We start from the raw sequence: 20028 nt of genomic DNA on the forward strand, positions 1-20028 counted from the left end.
GCCCATACCGGAAGGGCCCGGTTCGGCATCCCGCGCGCCCGGCCTTCCCGCGGGCTTCACCGACACGTTCACCAGCCGGTACATGGACACCGGCAAGGTCCGGCTGCACGCGGTCGTCGGCGGCGACGGCCCGCCGCTACTGCTCCTGGCTGGCTGGCCGCAGACCTGGTACGCCTGGCGCCTGGTGATGCCGGAGCTGGCGCGGGACTTCCGGGTCGTGGCCGTCGATCCGCGCGGCGTCGGTCTGTCCGACAAGCCGGAGGACGGCTACGACACCGGCACGCTGGCGGGCGACATGGCGGCACTGATGACCGCCCTGGGGCACGACCGGTTCGCCATGGTGGGGCACGACGTCGGCATGTGGACCGCCTACGCCCTGGCCGCCGACCACCCCGACCGGATCGAGCGACTCGCCGTCGCCGAGGCCGCCATCCCCGGCCTGTCCCCGTCGCCCCCGCTCCTCGGCAGCCACGAGGCCAACACCAGGCTGTGGCACTTCGGCTTCAACCGGCTGGGCGAGCTCAACGAGCAGCTCGTCCGCGGCCGCGAACGTCTCTATTTCGGCGGTCAGTTCGAGAGCAAGGCCGCGCAGAAGCTTCCCGAGGAGGTGGTGCGCTACTACATCGACACCCTTGCGTCCGACCCCGACGCCCTGCACGCCAGCTTCGCCTTCTACCGGGCGCTGGACACGACGATCGCGCAGAACGAGCAGCGCAAGAAGCGGCCTCTCGGCATGCCCGTCCTCGCCATCGCCGGCGAGGCCAACTCCGGCGACCTGGTGGCCGACACCATGAGGCTCGGCGCCGTGGACGTACAGAGCGTGATCATCCCCGGCTGCGGCCACTACCCGGCCGAAGAGGCCCCCGACGCGATGCTGGACGCCCTGACCCGATTCCTGGCCCCCTACCGCGACGGGGCGCCGTGCGACCGCGTGCCCGCGCAGCACACACCCGCACAACCGGGCGCCGGGCAGGGGAACGCGAGCGCGGCGCAGCCCGCCGGCGCGGGGTCGTTCACCGCGCCCGCCAGCCGCATCGCGCCGCTGCCGATCAACCACATCGGCATGCGCGTCAAGGACATCGACACGGCGATCAACTGGTACCAGGCCGTGCTGGGCTTCGAACTGATCGACGGGCCGATCGAGTACTTCCCCACGAGCCGGCAGGCCGCGCGGATCAACGGCATCTACGGGCCGGCATGGACCCGCATCCGCCAGGCGCACCTGGCCACGGGCAACGGGGTCGGTCTGGAACTCTTCGAGTTCAGCGGCGCACCCGAGGACTGGGCGACTCCCTGGCGTCCGGGCACGGTGCCCCCGCCTGGCCTGTACCACTTCTGCGTCACCGCCCACTGCATCGACGAGCTGGCCGACCGGATCAGCGCAGCCGGCGGACGCCGGAACACCCCGATCGCCGAACCCGTACCGGCGATGTCGATGACCTACAGCGAGGACCTGTTCGGGCATGCGCTCGAGATCAACAGCCGAAGCTACGAGCAGTCCCATCCCAGCCGCGTCGCCCGCCCGTGACCAGCCGCCAGCACGAGGCGAGCGCCCCGCGCCCGGCGCAGCCCGGGCGCGGGGCGTCGTCGTCCAGCAAGCGCGGTCAGCCGGACACCGGCAGCAGACGGGCCCGCCATGAGCATCCGGCCACGCGCCGGGCGCTCGGCGGCCTGGCGGTCACCGCAACGGTGTTCGTGGTGGGCGGCTTCGGCCTGCGACCGATGGGATCACTGCTGGTCCTCGGCGCCCCCACCACATTCGCGATGCCGGTGCTGGCCGCCATCGCCGACTGGGGCGCCGGCGTGCGCGGCCGCTGGGCGGCCGCCGTCAATTCACTGCTGGTCGTCGTCAGTGCCGCCGTGCTGACGCTGCTCGGGCAACTGCTGGTCGGCCATGCCGACATCGCCGGCGCGACACGAACGACCCCGGCGGGGTCCGGCCAACAGATGCCGACGTTCCCCTACGAGATCCCCCTGGGGGCGCTGGCATTCGTGACGTTCCTCCAGGTGTCCGTGGTCAGTGAAGGCCGTCTGGTACTCCCGGCCCGCTACGGCCCGAAGGCCGGCCGGCTTGCGGTGCTCGGCTGCCTCGCGGTGGCCCTCACCGCATACGCGGCACTGGCGAACTGGGGATCGGCGACCGCAGAGGTGCGACGATTGTCCCTGTGGGACCCGCACGGTCCTTTCGACGCACTCGACATCGCCGCCTGGCTGATCTCCGTGGCCATCTGGCAGACCGCACACGGCCTGCTCGACGGCTGGCCGTACTCCCTGGTCAAGACCCGACCCGCCCGCGTGGCCCTGGCGAACGTGACGGTCCTCGCACTCGGCTCGGCCACCTACGCGATCGCCACCGGCCCGCTCGGCATGACCGGCCCCCAACTGTCCGCCGCAGGAGCGATGTTCGTCGTCGGCGCGTCCATCAGCGGCCCGCTCCTGAACGGATGGCCGCTCGCCGGGGCCCGCACCGCGTGCCACCGCACCTGGCTGGCCGTCAGCGCAACCGGCATCGCCGCAGCGGCCTACATCACCCTGCACCGGCTGGGCCTTGCAGCCGAGCACCGCTGGACACCCCAGGCACCCGTCGAACTATGGATGGTCATCTGCGGCCTCAACCTGATCGGCGGCACCATCCCCTGGTACACCCAGATCGCCCGGCCCCAAGCCCTATGAGTGGGCGTTCAAGACGATCCGCCACGGAGACGGGCCAGCGACCACCTACCGTGATCACTCTCGCGTACGCCCTGCGCGCTCTACGCCGACCTCGCGGAAGTCCCGGTTGCCCGATGACCGTCGGCATCGACGCTCCAGACCGCTGCGGCCCTCGGCATGGCCCGCGGCGGCGCCGATCGCGGACGCGTGCCGGACGCCGGATACGACGCCCCGCGCATCGCGCACCTGCTGTCCGGCCTGCAGGTCGAGGTCCTGGGCCGGACACGGTCGGACCGGGTGATGCGCCGCCCGGCACCCTCGCGGGAGGAGTTCTTCCGGGCCCATCCTGGACCGGCTGCATCCCAGGCTGACCCAGCGGGCCGCGTGGCTCGACCACGACGGCCCGCTGCCGGTCATCGAGGGCACAGTCATCCGCCTGGCCGTCGAACACCTGCCGTCCGGCGGGGAGAACAAGCCGGTCTGGCTGTGGTGGTCACGCACCGGCGCCACCGAGGCCGACGTCGACCGCTGCCGGCAGGCATTCCTCCGCCTCTTCGACATCGAGCACACCTTCCGCGTGCTCAAGCAGACACTCGGCTGGACCCGGCCCCGACTACGCGACTCGGCCGCCGGCCGACCGCTGGACCTGGCTGATCATCGCCGCCCACACCCAGCTCCGCCTCGCCCGCCCCCTCGCCACCGACCTGCGCCGGCCCTGGGAGAAGCCAGCCCCACCGCACAAGCTCACCCGGCCCGCGTCCGGCGCGGGTTTCGGAACCTCCGCACGAAGGCCGGCTCGCCAGCTGGTGCACCGAAAGCCACCACACCCGGCCCCGGACGCCCACCGGGCTCGAAGAACCGGCGACCCGCAACCCGCCACGACGTGGGACGAGTCCTCGCCGGCAACGAGGCATACCAGCGACCGGCCCACCACAAGGTCGGCACCAAAACCCGCCGAACTGCTGAACGAAGAAATCCGTAGGTGCGGGCGCCACCACCAGGCAAGATGGATCCGGTGAAGGATCTACCACCCGGCCTGCCGCCGGCAGACTCGCGCAAATGGCACAGCCGCCGATGGTGGGACCAACTGGGGTATCTGCGCGTGCGTTCCCTGGCGAACCCGAGTTGGCCCAGGGACATACCGTGGCTGGTTTCGTGGCTGCGACGCGAGCGCTCGACCGCCCTCCCGACGGATCACGCCCTCTACGATATCGCGATCACCGCAGCTCAGAGCTATGCGCGGACTCGCAATCACTCCCCAGAAGCGGACCGCGCGTGGGATCGGGTTCTCGAACCGATCGATGAGTTGCTGACGCGGCGGCAGGTAAGGCACCTCGGCGAAGTCCACAAGGCTCAAGCCGAGCAACGCAACCCAGGTTCCTGACGTCGTCATGAGCGCTCAGAGGTTGAACGGCAAGCTGGGTGCCTGCGCTGGAACCAGGACGTAATGGTCTGGAACTCCATGGAGCGGCGGGGAATTGGGCAATCCGTCCGGTCGAGGGGGTGGCCGAGGTGAAACCGGGCGCTGAGGAACTGGGGCTTCTTTGCCCGGCGCAGTGTCCGGTCAGGGTCCCTTGCATGGCACACACCACGGGCACCTTGCGCCCAGGGCCAAGCCGCCCAACCCAACACGAGGCGTGACGTCGCGTCAGTAAGCCGAACCAGCACACCGCTCGACTTTGAAGACCTGCGGTTGCGGCAGCTGCTGTCTGTCGGGCAACGCGCATTGTGGCCGGTGGCGGAACCTGCGCAAGGGATCGCGCCACGACCGCCAAGCTCCGGCCACCGTCATCGGCTTCGCTGGAACCCAGCTGACCGACCCCATCGGTCTCCACCCCGCGCACACCCGCGACACAGCCGGACGCGACATCTACCGGCCGCTGGGCTGGGCGAGGTGACGCACACCAACTCACGCTGCCTATGGGGGACTTCATGCCGGATCCGGAAGCGGCGCTGGTATGGCGACCAGCGCCTGGCAGGCCACGAAGGCCGGGGTCGCGAGGATCTTTCAGGGCGCCGGTGGCGCCGGGTCGGGGCCGGAGTCCGGTGCCGGCATCGAAGTGCGGCTGGAGCGCAGCGCGGCGCGGATCGCGGACGCCGTTGACCCGGACGAGGTACGGCAGGCACAGATCGTCCGCTGGCAGGAGGACTTCGAGGACCTGATCCACGATCATCCCGATGCGGAGGCCGAGTTGCGCGCGCTCGTGGAGACGACCCGGCAGCAGCTCCCGCCGGTCCGGCAGCAGTGGGTCCAGCATGTCGAGGCGCGCGACGGAGGGTTCGCCGTCGGGGCGCAGGGGCCGGGCAGCAGGGTCGTCGTTCACCGCGACCGGGAAACGCCGCCCACCGGGGACGGGCATTGAGCCCCGCCCGGCAGCAGACCGTGCATGCGGTCAACGGCTTTGCCTACGGCTGCGTCGGGGCGGACATCCATGTCTTCGGCGACGGCGTGCCGCTGTACGTCCTTCAGCGATGGCGCCCGGAAACCCGGCCGGACCCGGCCTGGCTGCTGGACCTGCCCAGCCGCATGCCGAACGCGCGGTTCGCCGTCCTCGACTTCACCGGGCGAGAGGAGGAACTGGTCGACCTGCGCCACTGGCGCGATCACGGGCCACGGCTGTCGGTCCGGTGGCTGCACGCGCCGGGCGGCCAGGGCAAGAGCCGGCTGGCTTCGCAGTTCGCCAAGGAGTCGGAGGTCGCCGGCTGGAGCGTCGTAACGGCCGCACGCGATCCCGGCAGATGACCTTCACTCCTGGGCGGGCGGCAAGCCAGGCCCGGACGGTGTCGATGGTGCGGTCGGGCAGCAGGTCGACGGGGCGGCGGGTCTCGATGCCGACCAGGACGGTTGCGTAGACGCGTCCCTTGCGCAGGGCGAAATCGTCGATGCCCAGCACACGGGGCGCCGACGGCGTGGACTCGGGGACAGCGCGTATCAGTCCGAGCAGGGTGGAACGGCTGGCCGGGACGGCGAAGGCTTCCGCCAGGCGGGATCCGGCCCCGGCCGGCCAGCATCAGCCCGAGCCGCTGCAACGCGGCCTGGATGGAGCTGCTGACTTCGCCGTCCGTACTGGACGGTGACACCCTCGCCTGCTCGACGAACGTCGCCCGAACGCACGCTTGCTGGCGGCACCGGAAGCGGGGGACCCGTAACGCGAGCACGACCCGGCGCTGGGCTGCCGCACTGTCATCGAGACGGCGCAGACAGCTGCTGTGAACACGCCCCGAGGACGTCCCGCACGACGGACACACCGCCTCCCCCTCGGTAGCTGTCAATCCGAGTGAGACATCAGGCTGCTTGTGCTGATGACAAGCTCACTCACGGCCCGCTGACCTGCGGACGGGCGCCACTCGGGAGGGGCCGCCGGCAGGAGTGAGGGAGGCGAACATCCGCCACGGACCGGGGAACGCGGACCTGCCGGGCGTGGACACGGCCGGGGCCCGTCAGCTCCCGCTCCCGGGCGCGGTCTCGGTGTCGGTCTCGGGCGGGAGGGCGCGCCGGAGGCGGTTGATCATGTTCCGGCCTTCGTTGACCTTCAGGCGGGGGAACTCGAAGCCGAGGATGCCCTCGCCGGAGACGCCGACCTGTACGCGCAGGGCCTGGGCGGCGCCCGGGACCAGTTCCGGCTTCGGTAGCCAGGCGATGGCGTCGAAGGGGATGGAATACAGCAGCTTCTTGGGTTTGGCGACGAAGGCGCCGCCGATCGAGAAAACCAGCAGCCGCTGGTCGGTGAGGGCCACGATGACCCGGCCGGGCACCGGCAGCGGCGCCGCCGGAACCGCCGTGCGGCCCCTCGTGGCTGCGGCCGCCATCGCCGCCCCCGCCACCCCGGCGAGGCCCGCGGCGCCCCCGACCATCGTCCTGCGCACGCCCCCGATCCGGAACGCGAGCACCCCGTACAGAACCCGCTCTCCCGCCAACGCCTCCCCGCTCAGACGCCGTTCGACCTTCTCCACCTGTGCCATGGGCCCTCCCCGAACGCCGGACGCTCCCGTGAACCGGGCGACCCGAAGACCTTACTGGCAGGACTCCGTCAGATCTTCGGACCGGTTGGACATCCCGGGGCGGAGGTGTTCGCGTCGATGCCCCCGCTGGATCCTCATCGAAGCCCGCCGCCCCCGACTTCGACACCCCACCCCGCTGGCAGCTGCCCACCGCCCGCGTCTGGGCCGGGGCTCACGCCCTGTCGTCCGATGGCGCGAAAGGCGTGTCAATTCAACGGGCTCTCCCGCGATTGGTCGTGAGGCGCGTTGGCCTGGCTGCTGAGACAAGGGGCCCGCTACGCGCAGCCGCGCTAGTAATAGCCCTTCGCGCCGTCGAGCAACTCCCGGACGATGTCTGCGTGCCCCGCGTGCCGCCCCGTCTCCTCGACGAGGTGGATCAGCATCCAGCGGAGGTTGGCGCTGCTGGAGCGGAAGTCGGGGTGCCGGCCGATGTCGTCGAGGGAGGCCGCGGCGACGATCTCATTGCTGCGGGTGCACTGAGCCTCGTACTCCGCGAGGAGCTCGGTGAGGGGGCGGCCGTCGGTGTGCCAGTCGGCGTCCTCGCGCGACTCGTCGAACGACGGGTTCTGCTTCTTGTCGCCGCCGAGGAACAGCACCTCCAGCCACGTGTGCTCGGTCCAGCGCATATGGGAGATGAGACCGGCCATCGTCATGGCCGGTGAGGTCGGGATGACCGAGCGGTGCGCGTCCTCATCGCTCAGTCCCTCACATTTCCAGCGCAGGATCTGCCGCTGCAGGTCCAGCCAGCCGATGAGCGCGGTGCGTTCGTCCGCTTGAAGCGGGGGGCGTTCCAGTTCCGATGTCATGCCGGCGCACGCTACCGGGGAGCCCTGGAGTGGGACACCTGGATTTACGGGCTCTTCCTCGATTGATGATCTTCGTCACCGTCGGGGACATCGGGGTGGCCGTGCGAGTTATCCAGGTTGTGATGTCTCGTCAGATCTGTGCGGTGATGGCGCACCCCGCGTTCTGCGGTGTGTCGGAGTGGCTGTTGGGCGAGCTGGTTGCGGAGCTCGCTGCGCGCCGGGGGGCCCGCTGCGAGTCCGAACGTCATGACCGGCGTCAGGGCTCGCGCCGACGTGAGGCAGGGGCCGGGCCGAAGTACGAGCTGGTGTTTACCGACCGGCTGCTGGCCACGCTGGTGCACTTGCGGACCGGGCTCACCTATGAGGCACTGGGCGTCATCTACCAGGTGGGCAAGTCGACAATCGGCCGGGCGGTGGCAGAGGTGAGGCCGCTACTCGCGGCCCGCGGGTTCGCGGTGCCGCAGCGCCCCGGGCTGCGGCTGCGCACATTGGAGGATGTGTTCGCCTACGCCGAGGCCGAGGGGGTGACCCTTCGGATCGACGGGGTGAAACCCAGGTGAGGCGCCCCAAAGCACACCGGCCCGGACGACGTGCGTTCGTGTCGGGCAAGCGTAAGCAGAATACGGTCAAGACGACCACGATCAGCGATGGGCAGGGCCGGACCCTGTGGTCCGGAGCGGTGCGCCCGGGCCGGACGCATGACCAGACCTGCGCGCGCACCGAGGGCATTGCCGAGCAGTTCCGCATGCACCCGGACGTCGCAGCCGAGGTCGACGACGGCTACCGGGGCCTCGCGAACGCATTCCCCGGCCAGGTCTCGGCCCCGCCCCCAAACCGAAGAACCTTGACGCCGAGACCGCGGCACTGACCGAGAAGTACGGCTGGCGCGAGTACAAACGCCGCCAGTCCTCCCGCCGGATTTGCGTCGAGCACGCCCACGCCGAGTACCGCCAGGGCGTCCTGAGAGGCCTTCTCCCGCAGCTGCGCAGCTGCGGGAAAAGACCCCGGTGACAGCGCCGCATCCCTTGTCCAGGCCGAAGTTGAGTACGGCGAGTTCCCCACCGCCTGCCCCGCGCCGCAGCAGCGGTACCCGGCCGTCCCCGACTGGACGGCCAACCGATCACGTTGGTCAACTGACCGCGTGGTGCCAGGTGGCCCACAAGCCGTACAGGGCGAACGCGGAGGCGACGGCGCCGAGACCCCACGCGACCACCGGGTGCGTGCCCTTGCGGACGGCGAACCGGGGGTAGACCGCGAAGACCACCAACTGGCTGAGCCACAGGGCGAACAGCGACGGCTTGATGAGCGCGTCGTAGAACGCGTCGGGGTCGACCAGGCTGAGCGGGGCCACGCCCACCAGGGCGACCGCGATCCAGGCGATCACCGTACGGACGGGAGCGCGCGTCAGCGCGTGGACCAGGCGGCTGAGCGCCAGGTACTCCACGAGCATCACGCCGACGACGCTCACCGCGACGCCCGCCCCGACCACGACCGCGAGCCGGTGGCCGGCGAACACCTCGACCAGGGACATGCCCGGGATCGGGGCCTGCGCGAATGCGGGGTTCGCGGTGATCGGCACGGCGGCGACGGTGACGCCCGCGGCGACGAGCAGCGTCCCCCAGATCAGCCCGCGCGGGACCGTCCGGGCGGGGCGCGCGACCTCCCCGCCGAGGAAGAGGGGAAGGCTGCCGCACACGTAGAGCAGGGCGGTCTGGCCGACGGAGGTGGTGAGGTCGCCCGCCGGCGCCGAGGTGCCGAAGGAGTGCGCGGGCGCGCCGTGGCCGAGCCCGACGCCCGCCACCACGCCGACCAGCGCCAGCTGGCCGACGGCCAGCACGCCGGTCGCCGCGAGGGCGGCCGTCCGGCCGGCGAGCATCACGGCGGCGAGCGCGACCGGGATCGCGATCTCCAGCGCGGGCTGGTACGGGCGCACGCCCGGGAAGACCGCGGGCAGGGTGTCGTACACCACCGAGGCCGTCGTGTAGAGCAGGTACAGCAGGTAGCTGAGGATCCACAGCCCCGCCTGCACGCGGGCGGCCGTCCGCCCGGCCGCGGCCTCCACGAAGGCGTAGAGGCCCCCGGCGGTGTTGATGTGCTGCGCGTAGCCGATCCAGATCGCCAGCGGGAAGCCGAAGACCACGGTGGCGGCGAGGATGTCGAGGCCGAGGGAGCCGGTCGCGTCGGCGGCGATCGTCGGGGCGTAGAGGGCGGCCAGGGCGAGCGGGCCGCCGAGGGAGGTGACGACCACGCCCAGGAACGGCCAGAGTCCGATACTGCGGCCGCCCGTGCCGGGCCCGGGGCGGGCGCGGGGGCCGGGGGGTGCGGCCCCGGCCGGTCCCGGGCCCGGAAGGGGGGATCCCGGGCCCGGGACGTCGGTGGCCGGGCCGACCGTCACGACCAGCCGCCGCCGGCGTCGGAGCCGCTGCCGGAGGAGCTGGTGCCGCTGCCCGCGGCGGGCGCGGCCTTGGTGATCGAGGCGCCGCCGGGCGAGACCACGTACCACGGGGCGCCGAACGCGCTGCTGCCCTGGCCGTTGGTGTCGCCGGCCTTGGTGTCCTGCACGAAGTAGTACAGCGGGTGGCCGTTGTAGGCGACCTGCATCGTGCCGTCGGAGCGCTTGAAAGTGGTGATCTTGCTCGTGTCGAGGCCGGAGACGGCCTTCGGCATGCCGTTCGCCGCGGTGAGCGGGGGCCACGCCTTGGCGCAGGCGCCGTTGCAGGTGGACATCGTGGCGGTGTCCGAGCCGAAGTCGTACAGCGTCTTGCCGCTGCCGTCGGTGAGGAAGGTGCCGAGCGGGCCGCTCATGGTCTTGAGCTCGACGGTGCCGGCGGACGCGCCGGTGGTGCCCGGGGTGGCGGCGGCGCTCTGCGAGGGCGCGGCCTGGGCGGGGGCGCTGCTCGCGGTGTCCGAGCCGGAGCTGTGGGAGCTGCCGCAGGCGGCGGCGAGGGCGGCGACCGCGGCCAGGGAGAGGCCGAAACTGCTCTTCTTCAGTGTGGAGCGGATGGTCATCTGGGACCTCGGTTCGTATGCGTCCTGCATCTGAGTCGTTGGGGTGGGGCGCCCTCTCCCCTCAGTACGCGGCTGCGGCGGGTTCGTCTCATCTCCGTTCGGAGACGGGTGTCACGGGGGAAGCGTGAATATTCCAGGCGTTCCGTGCGTAAGGGGCCGACCGTGACACGGAGGCTGGGGCGTGCAGAAAAAGACCGGTGCGGGTTGAGCCATGGGGCGCGGGGGCCGTGAGCGGGGTCGAGCGCCACCGGACGGGGGCGCCGGAGAACGGAAAGAAAAGGGGAACCTTCGTGGGTACACGGCGCGGCGCGAGGGCGGCGGTGCGGGTGCGGCGGCGACCGGCGGTCAGGACCACGGGGTCTTCTCGGTGACCGTCCGGCCCTCGGCCCCCGGACGGACGCCACGCCGGGCCCGGGGCCCGACTGACAGGCGCTCACCGGCGAGGTTCGGTGAGCGCATGGTCTGGACGTGCCGCGGCGCTGGAGGAAGGGTGGGCGGATGAGCGATGAGGACAGCGCGGAGGGGCCGGACGCGGGTCGGTGAGCGCGATGTACCTGGAGACGCTGCGGCTGCGTATGGAGCCGGACAAGTTCGGTGCCCTGGCGGATGCGCTGAAGGGGATGAAAGAGGCCTCGGAGGCCGGCTTCGACGGGACGGGCTACGAAGTCAACGAAGAGCTGTTCACCGACGAAGTGCGCCAGGAGTTCGCGACGGTCGTGGCGATGGCGGCGACCGGGCGTACGGACGACCGGGTCGTGGGGGTCGTGGAGGGGGACGCCGGCATGGGCTGGGTGGTGGTGACGGCGGAGGTCGCGGACGATCCGGTGAGACTGGCTGAGGTCCGCGAGCAGCTGCTCCGCATGGTCGAAGAGGGCGAACTCCCGGAGTGACGGACGGCTGCCGGAGCAGGCCTGCCGCGTGGGCGACGGCGTCGGGCAGGCCTACGCGGCGGCGCGCAGGGGCCGGTCGGGCCGGCCGATACGGCAGGGGCGGTGTCGGGCCGATCGAGGGCGGTGCGGGCCTGTTCGGTGGCGGCGGGGTGGGTGCCGCGGTCGACGATGCGGGCCGGGCCGCGCCCGGTGCCGAAGCAGACGGGTTCCTCGATCTTCCAGGCCGGGTGGCGCCGGCGCGTTCAGTGGGCACCTGGTCGTACGCCTCGACCGGGATCGGCGCGCAACGCCCTGCCGCGGTGGAGGGGCGGTTCGTTCACCAGGCGGCCGCGGGTCTCGGTGGCGGTTTGGAGGTGGATCTGCAGCAGATACGACCACGATGCGTCGTCCCCCCGCGGCGCCGGCCTTTGACGACGGCGTAGAGCTGCTGGCCATCGTGCAGCGTGACCTTCACCAGAGGCCCGTCGGTCTGCGGCAGGTCCCCACCCTCGCGGTCCGGTCCGGTTCCGCACCTTCGCCGGCCACCGCCGCGAGGCCCCGCGCCGGCTGCCGCACGCGCCGTCACGCCGGGCCCGCGGCCGGTGGTCAGGAGGCGGACGGCGGGAGCCCCGGCGGGTTGATCCGCGATGCGGGCACGGCTTCCTTCTCCAAGTGCCAGGCGGCCAGCCAGCGTGCGTAGGTCCCGTCCTGGACGAGCCGGTTGATCGCGTCGGCGAGCGGCTTCACCAGGCCGTCGTCCTTCTTCGTGGTCGCGCAGATCAGTCCCTGCAACTGCGGACCGGCCCCGGAGAACACCCCTGCGACCCGGGTGGCTTGCGGGGTGCCGGCGGTCTTCGCCACGTGGTAAGCGATCGCGGGGTTCGACTCCAGGTAGGCGTCGACCCGGCCGGCGGACAGCGCCAGGTAGGTGCTGTTCGGGTCCTGGAAGTACTTGACGGTGAGTGTCTTGCCCTCGGCCTTGAGCCGGGTCTGCCAGTCCAGGGCGATCCTCTGCAGGTTGGTGCCCGCGCGCACGGCCACGGTCCGGCCGGCCAGGGCGTGGTAGTCGCCGCGGAAGACCAGAGGGTCGTTCTTGCGCACTTCGATGGCGAGGTTGTCCTCCCGGTAGGAGGCGAAGTCGTACTTCTGCTTGCGCTCCTCGGTGTCGGTGACGTTGGAGAACGCGACGTCGGTGCGGCCGCTGTCGATGCCCACGAAGAGGTTCTGGAAGGTGACGCCCTGCAGGACGGGCCGCAGTCCGAGGACCGCAGCCACCAGCCGGCCGAGGTCGGGTTCGGCGCCGGTGAGGGTCTTCTGGTCGCTGCCCAGGAAGGCGATCGGGGCGGCCCCGGCGGGAAGGTAGCCGACACCGATGGTGAGCTGCCCGCTGTCGCGTACCCGGGCCGGCAGTTCGGCCCTGATCCGGGCCACCTCGGCGACCTCCAGCGAGGCCGGGCTGGCGGCGCCGTTGGACGCGGCGCCGATCATGACGGTGCTGCCGCCGGAGACCGGCGTCTTTTCCGCCTTCCCTCCGCCTCCGCCACCGCCACCGCCGCACGCCGACAGGCCGACGGCCAGGACGCAGAGGGCGGTGATGGCGGCCGGCCGCAGGACGGATCTGTGACGGGTGCGGACCCGGGCAGGGGTGCGGGGCATGGTGGTCTCCTGTTGGTCGCCATGGGGGTGCCGGTGGTGGTCCCGGCGGTGCGGTGTGCCGGCGGGCCGTTCCCGGGGAACGGCCCGCCCGCGGGGGTTCGGTCAGCGGGCGGTCTCCAGCGCGGCACGGGCCCGCAGGGCGGCCAGCGCCGCGCGGGCGCGGTGCAGCGGGGGCGGCGGTACCGTGCGGCCGGTGCCACGGGAGTAGTGGCGCTCGGCGCCGTACTGGAGCGCGGAGACGACCGCGGTGAGGATCACGTACCAGACGGTGGCGGTGAGCAGCAGGGGCACGATGTCGCCCGGATAGGTGCTGCCGAGCGTCTCCACGGTGCCGAAGAGGTCGAGCAGGGAGACGTAGAAGACCAGCGAGGTGGCCTTGACCAGGTTGATGAGCTGGTTGACGTAGGCGGGCACGATGACCCGCAGGGCCTGGGGGAGGACGATCCGGGTGAACCGGCGGTGGCGGCCCATGCCCAGCGCGGCGGCGGCCTCGTACTGGCCGCGGTCCACGGAGAGCAGCCCGCCGCGGACGACCTCGGCGGCGTAGGCGGCCTCGTTGAGGCTGAGGCCGACGACCGCGACGGTGGTGCCGGTGGCCAGTTGCGCCTCGCCGGTGCGGAAGAGGCCGGGGCCGAACGGGACGCCGATGCTGAGGGTGGGGTAGAGGGCGCTGAAGTTGTACAGGAACAGCAGGAGCACGATCAGCGGGACGGAACGCAGCAGCCACACGTAGCCCCAGCTCGCGATCCGCAGCGCCGGGTTGGGAGAGAGCCGGGCCGCGGCCAGCAGGACGCCGCCGGCGAGCCCGAGCAGCGCGCTGAGGGCGGTGATCCTCAGGGTGAGGAGGAGCCCGTGCAGGACGACCGGGCGGGCGAACCAGTAGCCGAACCGGTGCCACTGGAAGAAGGGGTTGGTGACCAGGCCGTGCGCGGCCTGGGCGCACACGACCAGCACGGCGCTCGCCGCGGCCCAGCGCCAGGGGTGCCGCTGCGGCACCACGCGGATACCCGGCGAGACCCGGGGCCGCCGGTCCGGTGTCGGCAGCGGCGGACCGGGGACAGGGGCGGCGGGTCGCGTCATGCGGGTGATCGTGGTGGCACCGGACTGCGCGCCGCAATACGCGAAATTGCCCTGCCGAGCGTGAAGACGGGACGGTGGTCCCCTCTCGGGGCGCCACGAACGCGACCATGCACGACCAGGGCGTAGGGCGGTGTGGAACGCCGGATCGTCGGTCCAGCGTCGGTGCTCGTGCTGGGCAGTGTCTCTGCATGGCACACGCGAGCTGGTCAGTTGAGTATCCGGCCGATCCGTCTGTTGTATCCGCCGGCCGCCTTCCTGTCGGTGCCAAGCTGCTCACCAGCCTCCCGGCCGCGCTCGTACTTCACCGAGGTGCCGCTGCCGGTGACCGGCACCTGGACCACACCGGGCAAGGGCGGCGTCCAGGCCGACATCGTGGTGACCGCATCCGGGGCCGGGGTGCCGCTGCTGTTCGTGGAGGTCGACAACTGCTTCGAGGAAGCCGCCGTCCTGGCGGACAAGGTCGACCGCTACGCGAGGTTCTTCGCCCGCACCGCCAGGACCGACGGCCAGAGCATTGCGATGTGGCGGCAGCGCTGGAGCGCCCCGCCCGACCCCTACGGGGAGCGGAGCCTGCCGCCGGTGCTGCTGGTCTTCAACCCCGTCGGCCCCCGCAACCCCGACGCCACGACGCGGCAGATCGCGCAGCGCACCGTCCAGCACTGGGCGGGCGTCGACCACGACGACCACAGCACCTACGACGGGCGCATCCCGCTGGTGGGGACCACCTTGGACCTGCTGCGCGAGCGAGGACCCGCGGGCCGGGCCTTCTGGCGCTTCGGCCGCCCAGGCCTCCAGCCGCTTCACGACGCGGTCGGCAACCCCCGCAAGGACGCCGCCGACGCCCGCCGCCGCGAGCAACGAGCCCGCGAGGAAGCCGAGTACCAGGCGGAGCAGACCCGGGCGCGTGAAGCGCGCCGGCCCCGCTGCAGCAGCTGCGGGGAGAAGTTCACCGACCAGCGGCGGGAAGAGGTCAACAAGCGCGGGTGGGACGACGCCGACAGCCATCCGAAGCTGTGCGGGGACTGCAAGGAGTCGGCGATCGAGGCGGAGCAGGTCCGCAAGGCCGCGAAGGCGGAGGCCGCTCGGCTGCGGCGTGAGGCGGAGAAGGCCGCGCACGCCGCGCAGGAAGCCGCTGAAGCCGAAGCCGCGCAAGGCGAACCGGTTCCTGGGGCGCTTTCGTCCCTGACCCAGCGGCCGACGCCCCCGCGGTGAGCATCGCGCAGCGCGCGGCCCGGCCCTGCGGGTACGCGCTCAGCAGCGAGTTGACGCACCAGCCGTTGCTGGGCAGGGCGGTCGGCGCACCCGGCGAGGTCTGCCCGTCGAAGCCGTACCGCCGGCCGACGCCGAAGTACGCGACCGCGCGGACCACGCCCGACAGGTCGTAGCCGGTGCCCATGAACTGCGCCCGGGCCCCGTCGGCGGTGCTGTGGGGCAGCGGGCCACCCCCCACTGCACCTTCACCGCCTGGCTCCCTCCCCTGCGAAGCGCCCGCGCCCCTGGTCACGGGGCGCGGGCGTCCGGCAGCGGCCCGGGTGGGACCCGAGCCGGGCGCAGGCGGCGGTCAGGCGTGCGGGAGGACGAAGTCGAAGCCCTGCGCGCTGTGCGCGCCGCCCGCGGCGCAGTGACCGTTGTCGGCGTAGCCGTAGAAGAACATCACGAAGCACTTCTGGCAGAAGCGCCAGTCGCTCTGGCTCGTCAGGGTGGCCGGGATGTCGTGCGGCAGGACGAAGACGAAGCCCTGCTCGATGTGTCCGCCGCCCGCCGGACACGGGCCGGGGCCGTAGTACTCGAAGTGCATGGAGTAGCACTTCGGGCAGAACCGCCAGTAGGACTGGGCGGTCGGGGTCGCCGCTCCGCCGTAGGGGAGGATGAAGTTGTACCCCTGGGGGCTGTGCGCGCCGCCGGCCGGGCAGCGGCCGTTGTCCGCGTAGCCGTGGAAGAACATGGTGTAGCACTTCTGGCAGAACCACCAGTCGCTCTGGGCGGTTCCCGCCGCCGGGGCGGCGGGGCTCGCGTGCGCCCGGCCGGGGACGGCGACGGCGAGGCCGATCAGCCCCGCCGTCACCCCCGCAGCCCTCGTGAAGAACGCCCGCCGCCCCGGGGACGCCACACTGTGTCCGTCCGGTTCGCTTCCGGGCTGGTGCGGTTGCTTCAACGGATTCCTCCTCGCTGGATGGGAGCCGGATGGGAGCTCCTGACGGGCGTGCGGTCGTGCGGGTTCTGCCGGGTGCGGGCGCAGCCGTGCCCGCAACGGTGGGCCGAGGGGTTGCTTCCGCCGCCCGGCCGGTCCGTGCCGCGGGTGGTGGCGGGCCGGAACCGGCGGGCGGTGCGGTGGGTACGCGGGTGACACACAGGGGGCTTCGGGGAGACGGGAGCCGTCGCTGTCCGGCGCCTCGGTGCCGCCGCCGCGGAGTCCTCGGGAGATCGGCGCCGGAACCCGGAACCGGCATACCGGAAACGCACGTTCAACTGCTCGGCGCATTGCAGGCGGACTTGGCCGCGGCACCGGCCGCGGCGGGCGCCACAGCCGGTGCCTTCGCCTGCGCCTGTACCTTCACGGGTGAGGCGCCCGCGGTCGACGCGGAGGAGACTGCTGATCCGACGAGCAGCGCGACGGGAGCGGCCGCCAGGGCGGCCAGGCGCTTCCGTTTGATGGTGCACCTCCACGAGGAATTCCAGGGTGGCCGGGGGCCGGACACGTGCACCAAGCTAGCCGCGGCGGGGTGACCTGTCGTGAGTAGTCGGCTACTCAAAGGTCCGCTCATCGCGGCGCCGCAAGGCCGGGGCGCGGCGCGTGCGCGCCCCGGCGTCGCCGGTGGGAGAGTCGGCCCTGCAGTTTTCAGCAGTCCTGCGACAAAGCGGCTGGCACAGGAGGGTGAGGCACAATGCCCGCTGATGGGCGATCGGGAACAGCCGTCGGGGCCGTACGCGCATACCGTCGGCGTACCCGCCCGCCGCGGGGCGACGGCGCGGCTGAGGGCGTGGAGGGTGTCGGCGATGTTCAGCAGCCGGTAGGCCTGGGCGCGGCTGATGCCGAGTTCGCCTTCGGCGTAGGCGCCCCAGCCGCTGTAGCCCAGCGCTGCCCAGACCCGGTTTTCGTATACGGCGCGGGTCCGTTCGGCCAGCTGCGCGAGCGCACGGTGGGCACCCGTCATCGCCGCGCGCAGCTGCTCGGTCAGGCGCCGGGCCGCCACCGCACCGGCCGGAGCCGGCGAGGCGTCCACACCTCCATCATCACCCCGCCCCGGGCGGCGGCAGGTGTGGCCTGCGGTGCAACCTGCTTGCACCGTAGGTCGGCGGCGCAGGCCAACCGGCCCGGCGGGAAGGCCGGGGCTGCCGGTTTCGGGTTTCGCCCCGGGCTTCGCGGCAGGGTTTGCCGAAGGCATCCCCCGGCGTTCTCCCCGAGGGTTCGCCGGGCGTGTCGCCGGGGGCCGCGCGGCGGGTTTGCCCTCCTCTTGGCTGCGGTGCTTGTTTCCGCAGGTCAGCTCCGGGTGCAACGGGTCCCGGAACACCGACACCTCTTCCTGTTCCTGAAGCAGGAAGAGGCCATCTTTTCCTCACTTTCCGGGGTGGCTGAGGCCAGGCGGCCCGAGCGGGGCCCGGGGGCGTTCGGGGACGGGTCGGTTCACCGGTACCGGCGCGAATCCGGTGGCCGGTATGCCCGGGAGACCGGCTTGCCGGAGGTGGCCGGGGTGAGCTTCGCCCAGGAGCGCCGTGCGGTCGCTCCGCAGGGGTGCGGCGACCGCGCGGACGCGCGGCCGGCCTCCCGCTGGCGAACCGTCCCGTCATGGAGTTCCACCCGTACCGGCGGCCCGTCGGCCTGCGGCACATCCTGCGGCCGGCCCGCGTCCTCGCTCACGGCTCCACGCCGGTTCGACACCCCGTTCGGTTCCGCGGTGGAACAGCTTCCGCTGCTGCACCCGGCGGGTGTTCCGCGGGCATCACTACCGCAGGTCACAGTGCTCGCCGGACGCGCAACTGGGCCGGGGAGACAGTCAGCGCCAGCACGCCGCCCATTGAGCCAGCGGCGGTATTGACGAAGGTCGGCGAGCTCCCTCTGGAGCTTCCTCGCCCTCGCGACGCTCCTGGCCGTGGAGGCGGTCGGCCTCGGGGCGGTCCGTCCCGGCGAACACGCCCGCCGGAGTTCGTGGTTCTGGGAAGTGGCCTCGCGTCAGGTTCGCCGACGCCGTCGTGCGGAGCGAAGAGGACGGGTCGTGCACGATCGTCCGTGCGCGACCCGTCCCCTGCCGGCTCGTTCAATCTCCGGGAGCTTGTGGAAAGTCAGTACCCGAGGGTGCTCAGGAACTTGTTGGTGTACTGGAGCGGCGTGGTGCTGGGGACCGAGTTGCACGTGGGCGAGGCGTAGGAGGCGGAGCAGGGCGTGTCGCGGTCCAGCGACCAGTAGTGCAGCCCGGCCAGGCCGTTGCTGACCGCGTACGACGTCAGCGTGCTCACGTCCGCGACGGTGAAGGTCTCGCTGGTCGCGTCGTTCATGCCGATCATCGGAGTGACGGCGATCTTGCTCGCCGGGACCCCGTAGGTGTGCTCCAGGTTCTTCACTGCCTGGATCGCCGACTGCGCCATCTGGCAGCTGCCGGAGGTGACGACGCACACGCCGCTGGACGCGTTGCCGTAGTCCATGGTCATCAGGTTGATGACGTACTTCTTCAGGCTCGAGCCGAGCACCGCCCTGACGACCGTGTTGCCGAGCGAGTTCACGCCGCCGTAGCTGCCGTCGGACGCCCCCAGCGTGGCGAGGGTGAACGAGAACTGCAGGTTCGGGTACTGCGCCTGCGCCCCGGCCGCCGCGTTGACCAGGCTCTGGATGTCCGACGCGGACTGGCCGCCCTCGATGTCGAAGTCGACGCCGACCAGGTTCGGGCTGGCGTAGCGGGCGATGAACGACTCCATGCCCGCCGTCGAGCCGCAGGTGAAGGTGCCGGCCGCACCGCCGGTGGACACGACGTAGTTCAGGTTGGCGGCGTGGAGCTGCGGCACGTTCTCGGCGGCCCAGTTGGCGCCGGACACGCCGCCCCAGTTCTCGCTGCCGCAGGCGCCGGTGGCGAACGCGACGGTGAGGGCGGGCAGCTTCGGGAGGTGCTGCGACACCAGGCTGCCGGAGCCCACCACCGGCTGGACGGAGCCGGCCGCGGCCGACTGCATCTGGTAGGTGTTCCAGTTCATGTTGATGGTGACGTCTTTGTACGGGCTGAAGAGCAGGCCGCTGGCCGAACCCGTCCCGCCTCCGCCCGTCCCGCCCGTTCCGCCGCCTCCGCCCGTCCCGCCGGTTCCGCCGGTTCCGCCGGCACACGCGCCGTTGGACGTCCACGGCTGTCCGGAGCCGCTTCCGCCGTTGCTGGTCGCCGGGTCGTTGCCCTGGGTCCAGTAGTTGGCGGTGTAGTTGGTCCCGTTCTCACTCGCCTGCTGGCCGGCGGTGTAGACGGTGCCGGAACTCCACGCCGAGGCGCAGGTGGCGGCCGCCTGGGCGGTGGGCGCCGAGGCCACGGCGAAGGCCACGCCGCCGACTGTCAGCCCGAGCGCCGAGCCGGCGACCAGAGCTTTGCGCAGAATCAGTTGTCCGACTCGCATGGACCCTCCAGGGGTGAGCGGAGCGCCTGCCGTCGCGGCCCTCGCAGGGCCGTGGACGGCAAGGCCCCCGCTGTGTATGTGGGGGAACGGAGTGGTCTTGACCAGTTAGCCGATTGGTCCAGACCAAGTTATAGGAGTGGTGAGCGAGCCGGTCAAGGCTTCCGCGCCTACCGGCGCATCTCCAGCTCTGTCAGCTCCTGGCGCCGCTCCGCGGTCAGCTTGTCGGCGCGGCGCCTGGCGTTGTCGACGAAGGTGTGCCGAGCTTGTGGGGAACGTCGGCGACTTCTTCGACGTGTTTGCGCGGGACCTGGAGGTGGCCGTGGGGAGTGTGGAACTGCTTCGCGGGGCGAGCGTTGGCCGCCGGC

Annotated in this window: 19 protein-coding genes and 3 pseudogenes; 11 read left to right on the plus strand and 11 right to left on the minus strand. The window is 71.9% G+C overall.

Going from position 1 to position 20028, the window contains the following annotated elements; genetic code table 11:
- Positions 1–82: 82 nt before the first annotated feature.
- The 6 genes and pseudogenes from ITX44_RS42665 to ITX44_RS41175 all read left to right on the plus strand — a co-directional run bounded on the left by ITX44_RS42665 (position 83) and on the right by ITX44_RS41175 (position 5395).
- A complete protein-coding gene (locus ITX44_RS42665; RefSeq protein WP_307795360.1) occupies positions 83–1528 on the plus strand; it encodes an alpha/beta fold hydrolase in 1446 nt (481 codons plus the stop codon).
- The gene (locus tag ITX44_RS19140) at positions 1525–2673 is read left to right on the plus strand and encodes a hypothetical protein (RefSeq protein ID WP_205358486.1); all 1149 of its coding nucleotides are present in this window, start codon (positions 1525–1527) and stop codon (positions 2671–2673) included. The genes ITX44_RS42665 and ITX44_RS19140 overlap by 4 nt, the downstream gene beginning before the upstream one ends.
- Before the next feature lie 186 nt (positions 2674–2859).
- A pseudogene (locus tag ITX44_RS41170) lies at positions 2860–3634 on the plus strand (NF041680 family putative transposase); the annotation flags it as partial.
- Between the two features lie 24 nt (positions 3635–3658).
- Entirely contained in the window at positions 3659–4036 is a 378-nt protein-coding gene (locus tag ITX44_RS19145; protein ID WP_205358487.1) for a hypothetical protein, read from the plus strand.
- Positions 4037–4610: 574 nt separating this feature from the next.
- The gene (locus ITX44_RS19150; protein ID WP_205358488.1) at positions 4611–5015 is read left to right on the plus strand and encodes a hypothetical protein; all 405 of its coding nucleotides are present in this window, start codon (positions 4611–4613) and stop codon (positions 5013–5015) included.
- Positions 5012–5395, plus strand: coding sequence for a P-loop NTPase family protein (locus ITX44_RS41175; protein ID WP_236060986.1), 384 nt, complete (start codon positions 5012–5014; stop codon positions 5393–5395). Before ITX44_RS19150 ends, ITX44_RS41175 begins: the two co-directional genes overlap by 4 nt.
- A 31-nt stretch (positions 5396–5426) precedes the next feature.
- On the opposite strand, the pseudogene ITX44_RS43035 reads toward ITX44_RS41175, so the two are convergent.
- From ITX44_RS43035 to ITX44_RS19170, 4 genes and pseudogenes are all read right to left on the minus strand, one after another.
- Positions 5427–5546 (minus strand): annotated as a pseudogene (locus ITX44_RS43035) (transposase); the annotation flags it as partial.
- A gap of 238 nt (positions 5547–5784) precedes the next feature.
- Positions 5785–5901 (minus strand): annotated as a pseudogene (locus tag ITX44_RS43040) (hypothetical protein); the annotation flags it as partial.
- A gap of 192 nt (positions 5902–6093) precedes the next feature.
- Positions 6094–6615: a hypothetical protein gene (locus ITX44_RS19165; protein WP_205358490.1), complete on the minus strand. Its 522-nt coding sequence runs from the start codon at positions 6613–6615 to the stop codon at positions 6094–6096.
- Positions 6616–6944: 329 nt separating this feature from the next.
- Complete coding sequence (locus tag ITX44_RS19170; RefSeq protein ID WP_205358491.1) at positions 6945–7460, minus strand: DinB family protein; 516 nt, start codon at positions 7458–7460, stop codon at positions 6945–6947.
- 65 nt (positions 7461–7525) lie between these two features.
- On the opposite strand from ITX44_RS19170, the gene ITX44_RS19175 reads away from it, so the two are divergent.
- A complete protein-coding gene (locus ITX44_RS19175; RefSeq protein ID WP_205358492.1) occupies positions 7526–8020 on the plus strand; it encodes a helix-turn-helix domain-containing protein in 495 nt (164 codons plus the stop codon).
- 38 nt (positions 8021–8058) lie between these two features.
- Positions 8059–8328, plus strand: a complete 270-nt coding sequence (locus ITX44_RS19180) for a transposase family protein (RefSeq protein ID WP_307795361.1) — start codon at positions 8059–8061, stop codon at positions 8326–8328.
- A 261-nt stretch (positions 8329–8589) separates the two neighbouring features.
- Here ITX44_RS19180 and ITX44_RS19185 read toward each other — a convergent pair whose 3' ends face one another.
- Positions 8590–9708 (minus strand): hypothetical protein, encoded by a 1119-nt coding sequence (locus ITX44_RS19185; RefSeq protein WP_205358494.1) that lies wholly within the window; start codon positions 9706–9708, stop codon positions 8590–8592.
- 143 nt (positions 9709–9851) lie between these two features.
- Positions 9852–10469, minus strand: a complete 618-nt coding sequence (locus tag ITX44_RS19190; protein WP_236060988.1) for a COG4315 family predicted lipoprotein — start codon at positions 10467–10469, stop codon at positions 9852–9854.
- A 548-nt stretch (positions 10470–11017) separates the two neighbouring features.
- Between ITX44_RS19190 and ITX44_RS19195 the strand changes: the two genes are divergently transcribed.
- A complete protein-coding gene (locus tag ITX44_RS19195; protein ID WP_205358495.1) occupies positions 11018–11359 on the plus strand; it encodes a hypothetical protein in 342 nt (113 codons plus the stop codon).
- Between the two features lie 585 nt (positions 11360–11944).
- Here ITX44_RS19195 and ITX44_RS19200 read toward each other — a convergent pair.
- Together ITX44_RS19200 and ITX44_RS19205 are read right to left on the minus strand one after the other, a co-directional pair.
- A complete protein-coding gene (locus ITX44_RS19200; protein WP_205358496.1) occupies positions 11945–12994 on the minus strand; it encodes a transporter substrate-binding domain-containing protein in 1050 nt (349 codons plus the stop codon).
- A gap of 102 nt (positions 12995–13096) precedes the next feature.
- Positions 13097–14074, minus strand: a complete 978-nt coding sequence (locus ITX44_RS19205) for an amino acid ABC transporter permease (protein WP_205358497.1) — start codon at positions 14072–14074, stop codon at positions 13097–13099.
- 321 nt (positions 14075–14395) lie between these two features.
- Between ITX44_RS19205 and ITX44_RS19210 the strand changes: the two genes are divergently transcribed.
- Together ITX44_RS19210 and ITX44_RS19215 are read left to right on the plus strand one after the other, a co-directional pair.
- Positions 14396–15286 (plus strand): hypothetical protein, encoded by an 891-nt coding sequence (locus tag ITX44_RS19210; RefSeq protein ID WP_205358498.1) that lies wholly within the window; start codon positions 14396–14398, stop codon positions 15284–15286.
- A complete protein-coding gene (locus ITX44_RS19215) occupies positions 15283–15459 on the plus strand; it encodes a hypothetical protein (RefSeq protein ID WP_205358499.1) in 177 nt (58 codons plus the stop codon). The genes ITX44_RS19210 and ITX44_RS19215 overlap by 4 nt, the downstream gene beginning before the upstream one ends.
- Positions 15460–15635: 176 nt before the next feature.
- Here the strand turns inward: ITX44_RS19215 and ITX44_RS19220 are convergent, their stop codons facing one another.
- The 3 genes from ITX44_RS19220 to ITX44_RS19230 form a co-directional block, all read right to left on the minus strand.
- Entirely contained in the window at positions 15636–16229 is a 594-nt protein-coding gene (locus tag ITX44_RS19220) for a hypothetical protein (protein WP_205358500.1), read from the minus strand.
- A 310-nt stretch (positions 16230–16539) separates the two neighbouring features.
- Positions 16540–17298 (minus strand): hypothetical protein, encoded by a 759-nt coding sequence (locus ITX44_RS19225; RefSeq protein ID WP_205358501.1) that lies wholly within the window; start codon positions 17296–17298, stop codon positions 16540–16542.
- A 1057-nt stretch (positions 17299–18355) separates the two neighbouring features.
- Positions 18356–19663, minus strand: coding sequence for a carbohydrate-binding protein (locus ITX44_RS19230; protein WP_205358502.1), 1308 nt, complete (start codon positions 19661–19663; stop codon positions 18356–18358).
- Positions 19664–20028: the final 365 nt, after the last annotated feature.

Origin of the sequence: Actinacidiphila acididurans (assembly GCF_016918855.1) — a bacterium.
Classification (GTDB): Bacteria; Actinomycetota; Actinomycetes; order Streptomycetales; family Streptomycetaceae; genus Actinacidiphila; species Actinacidiphila acididurans.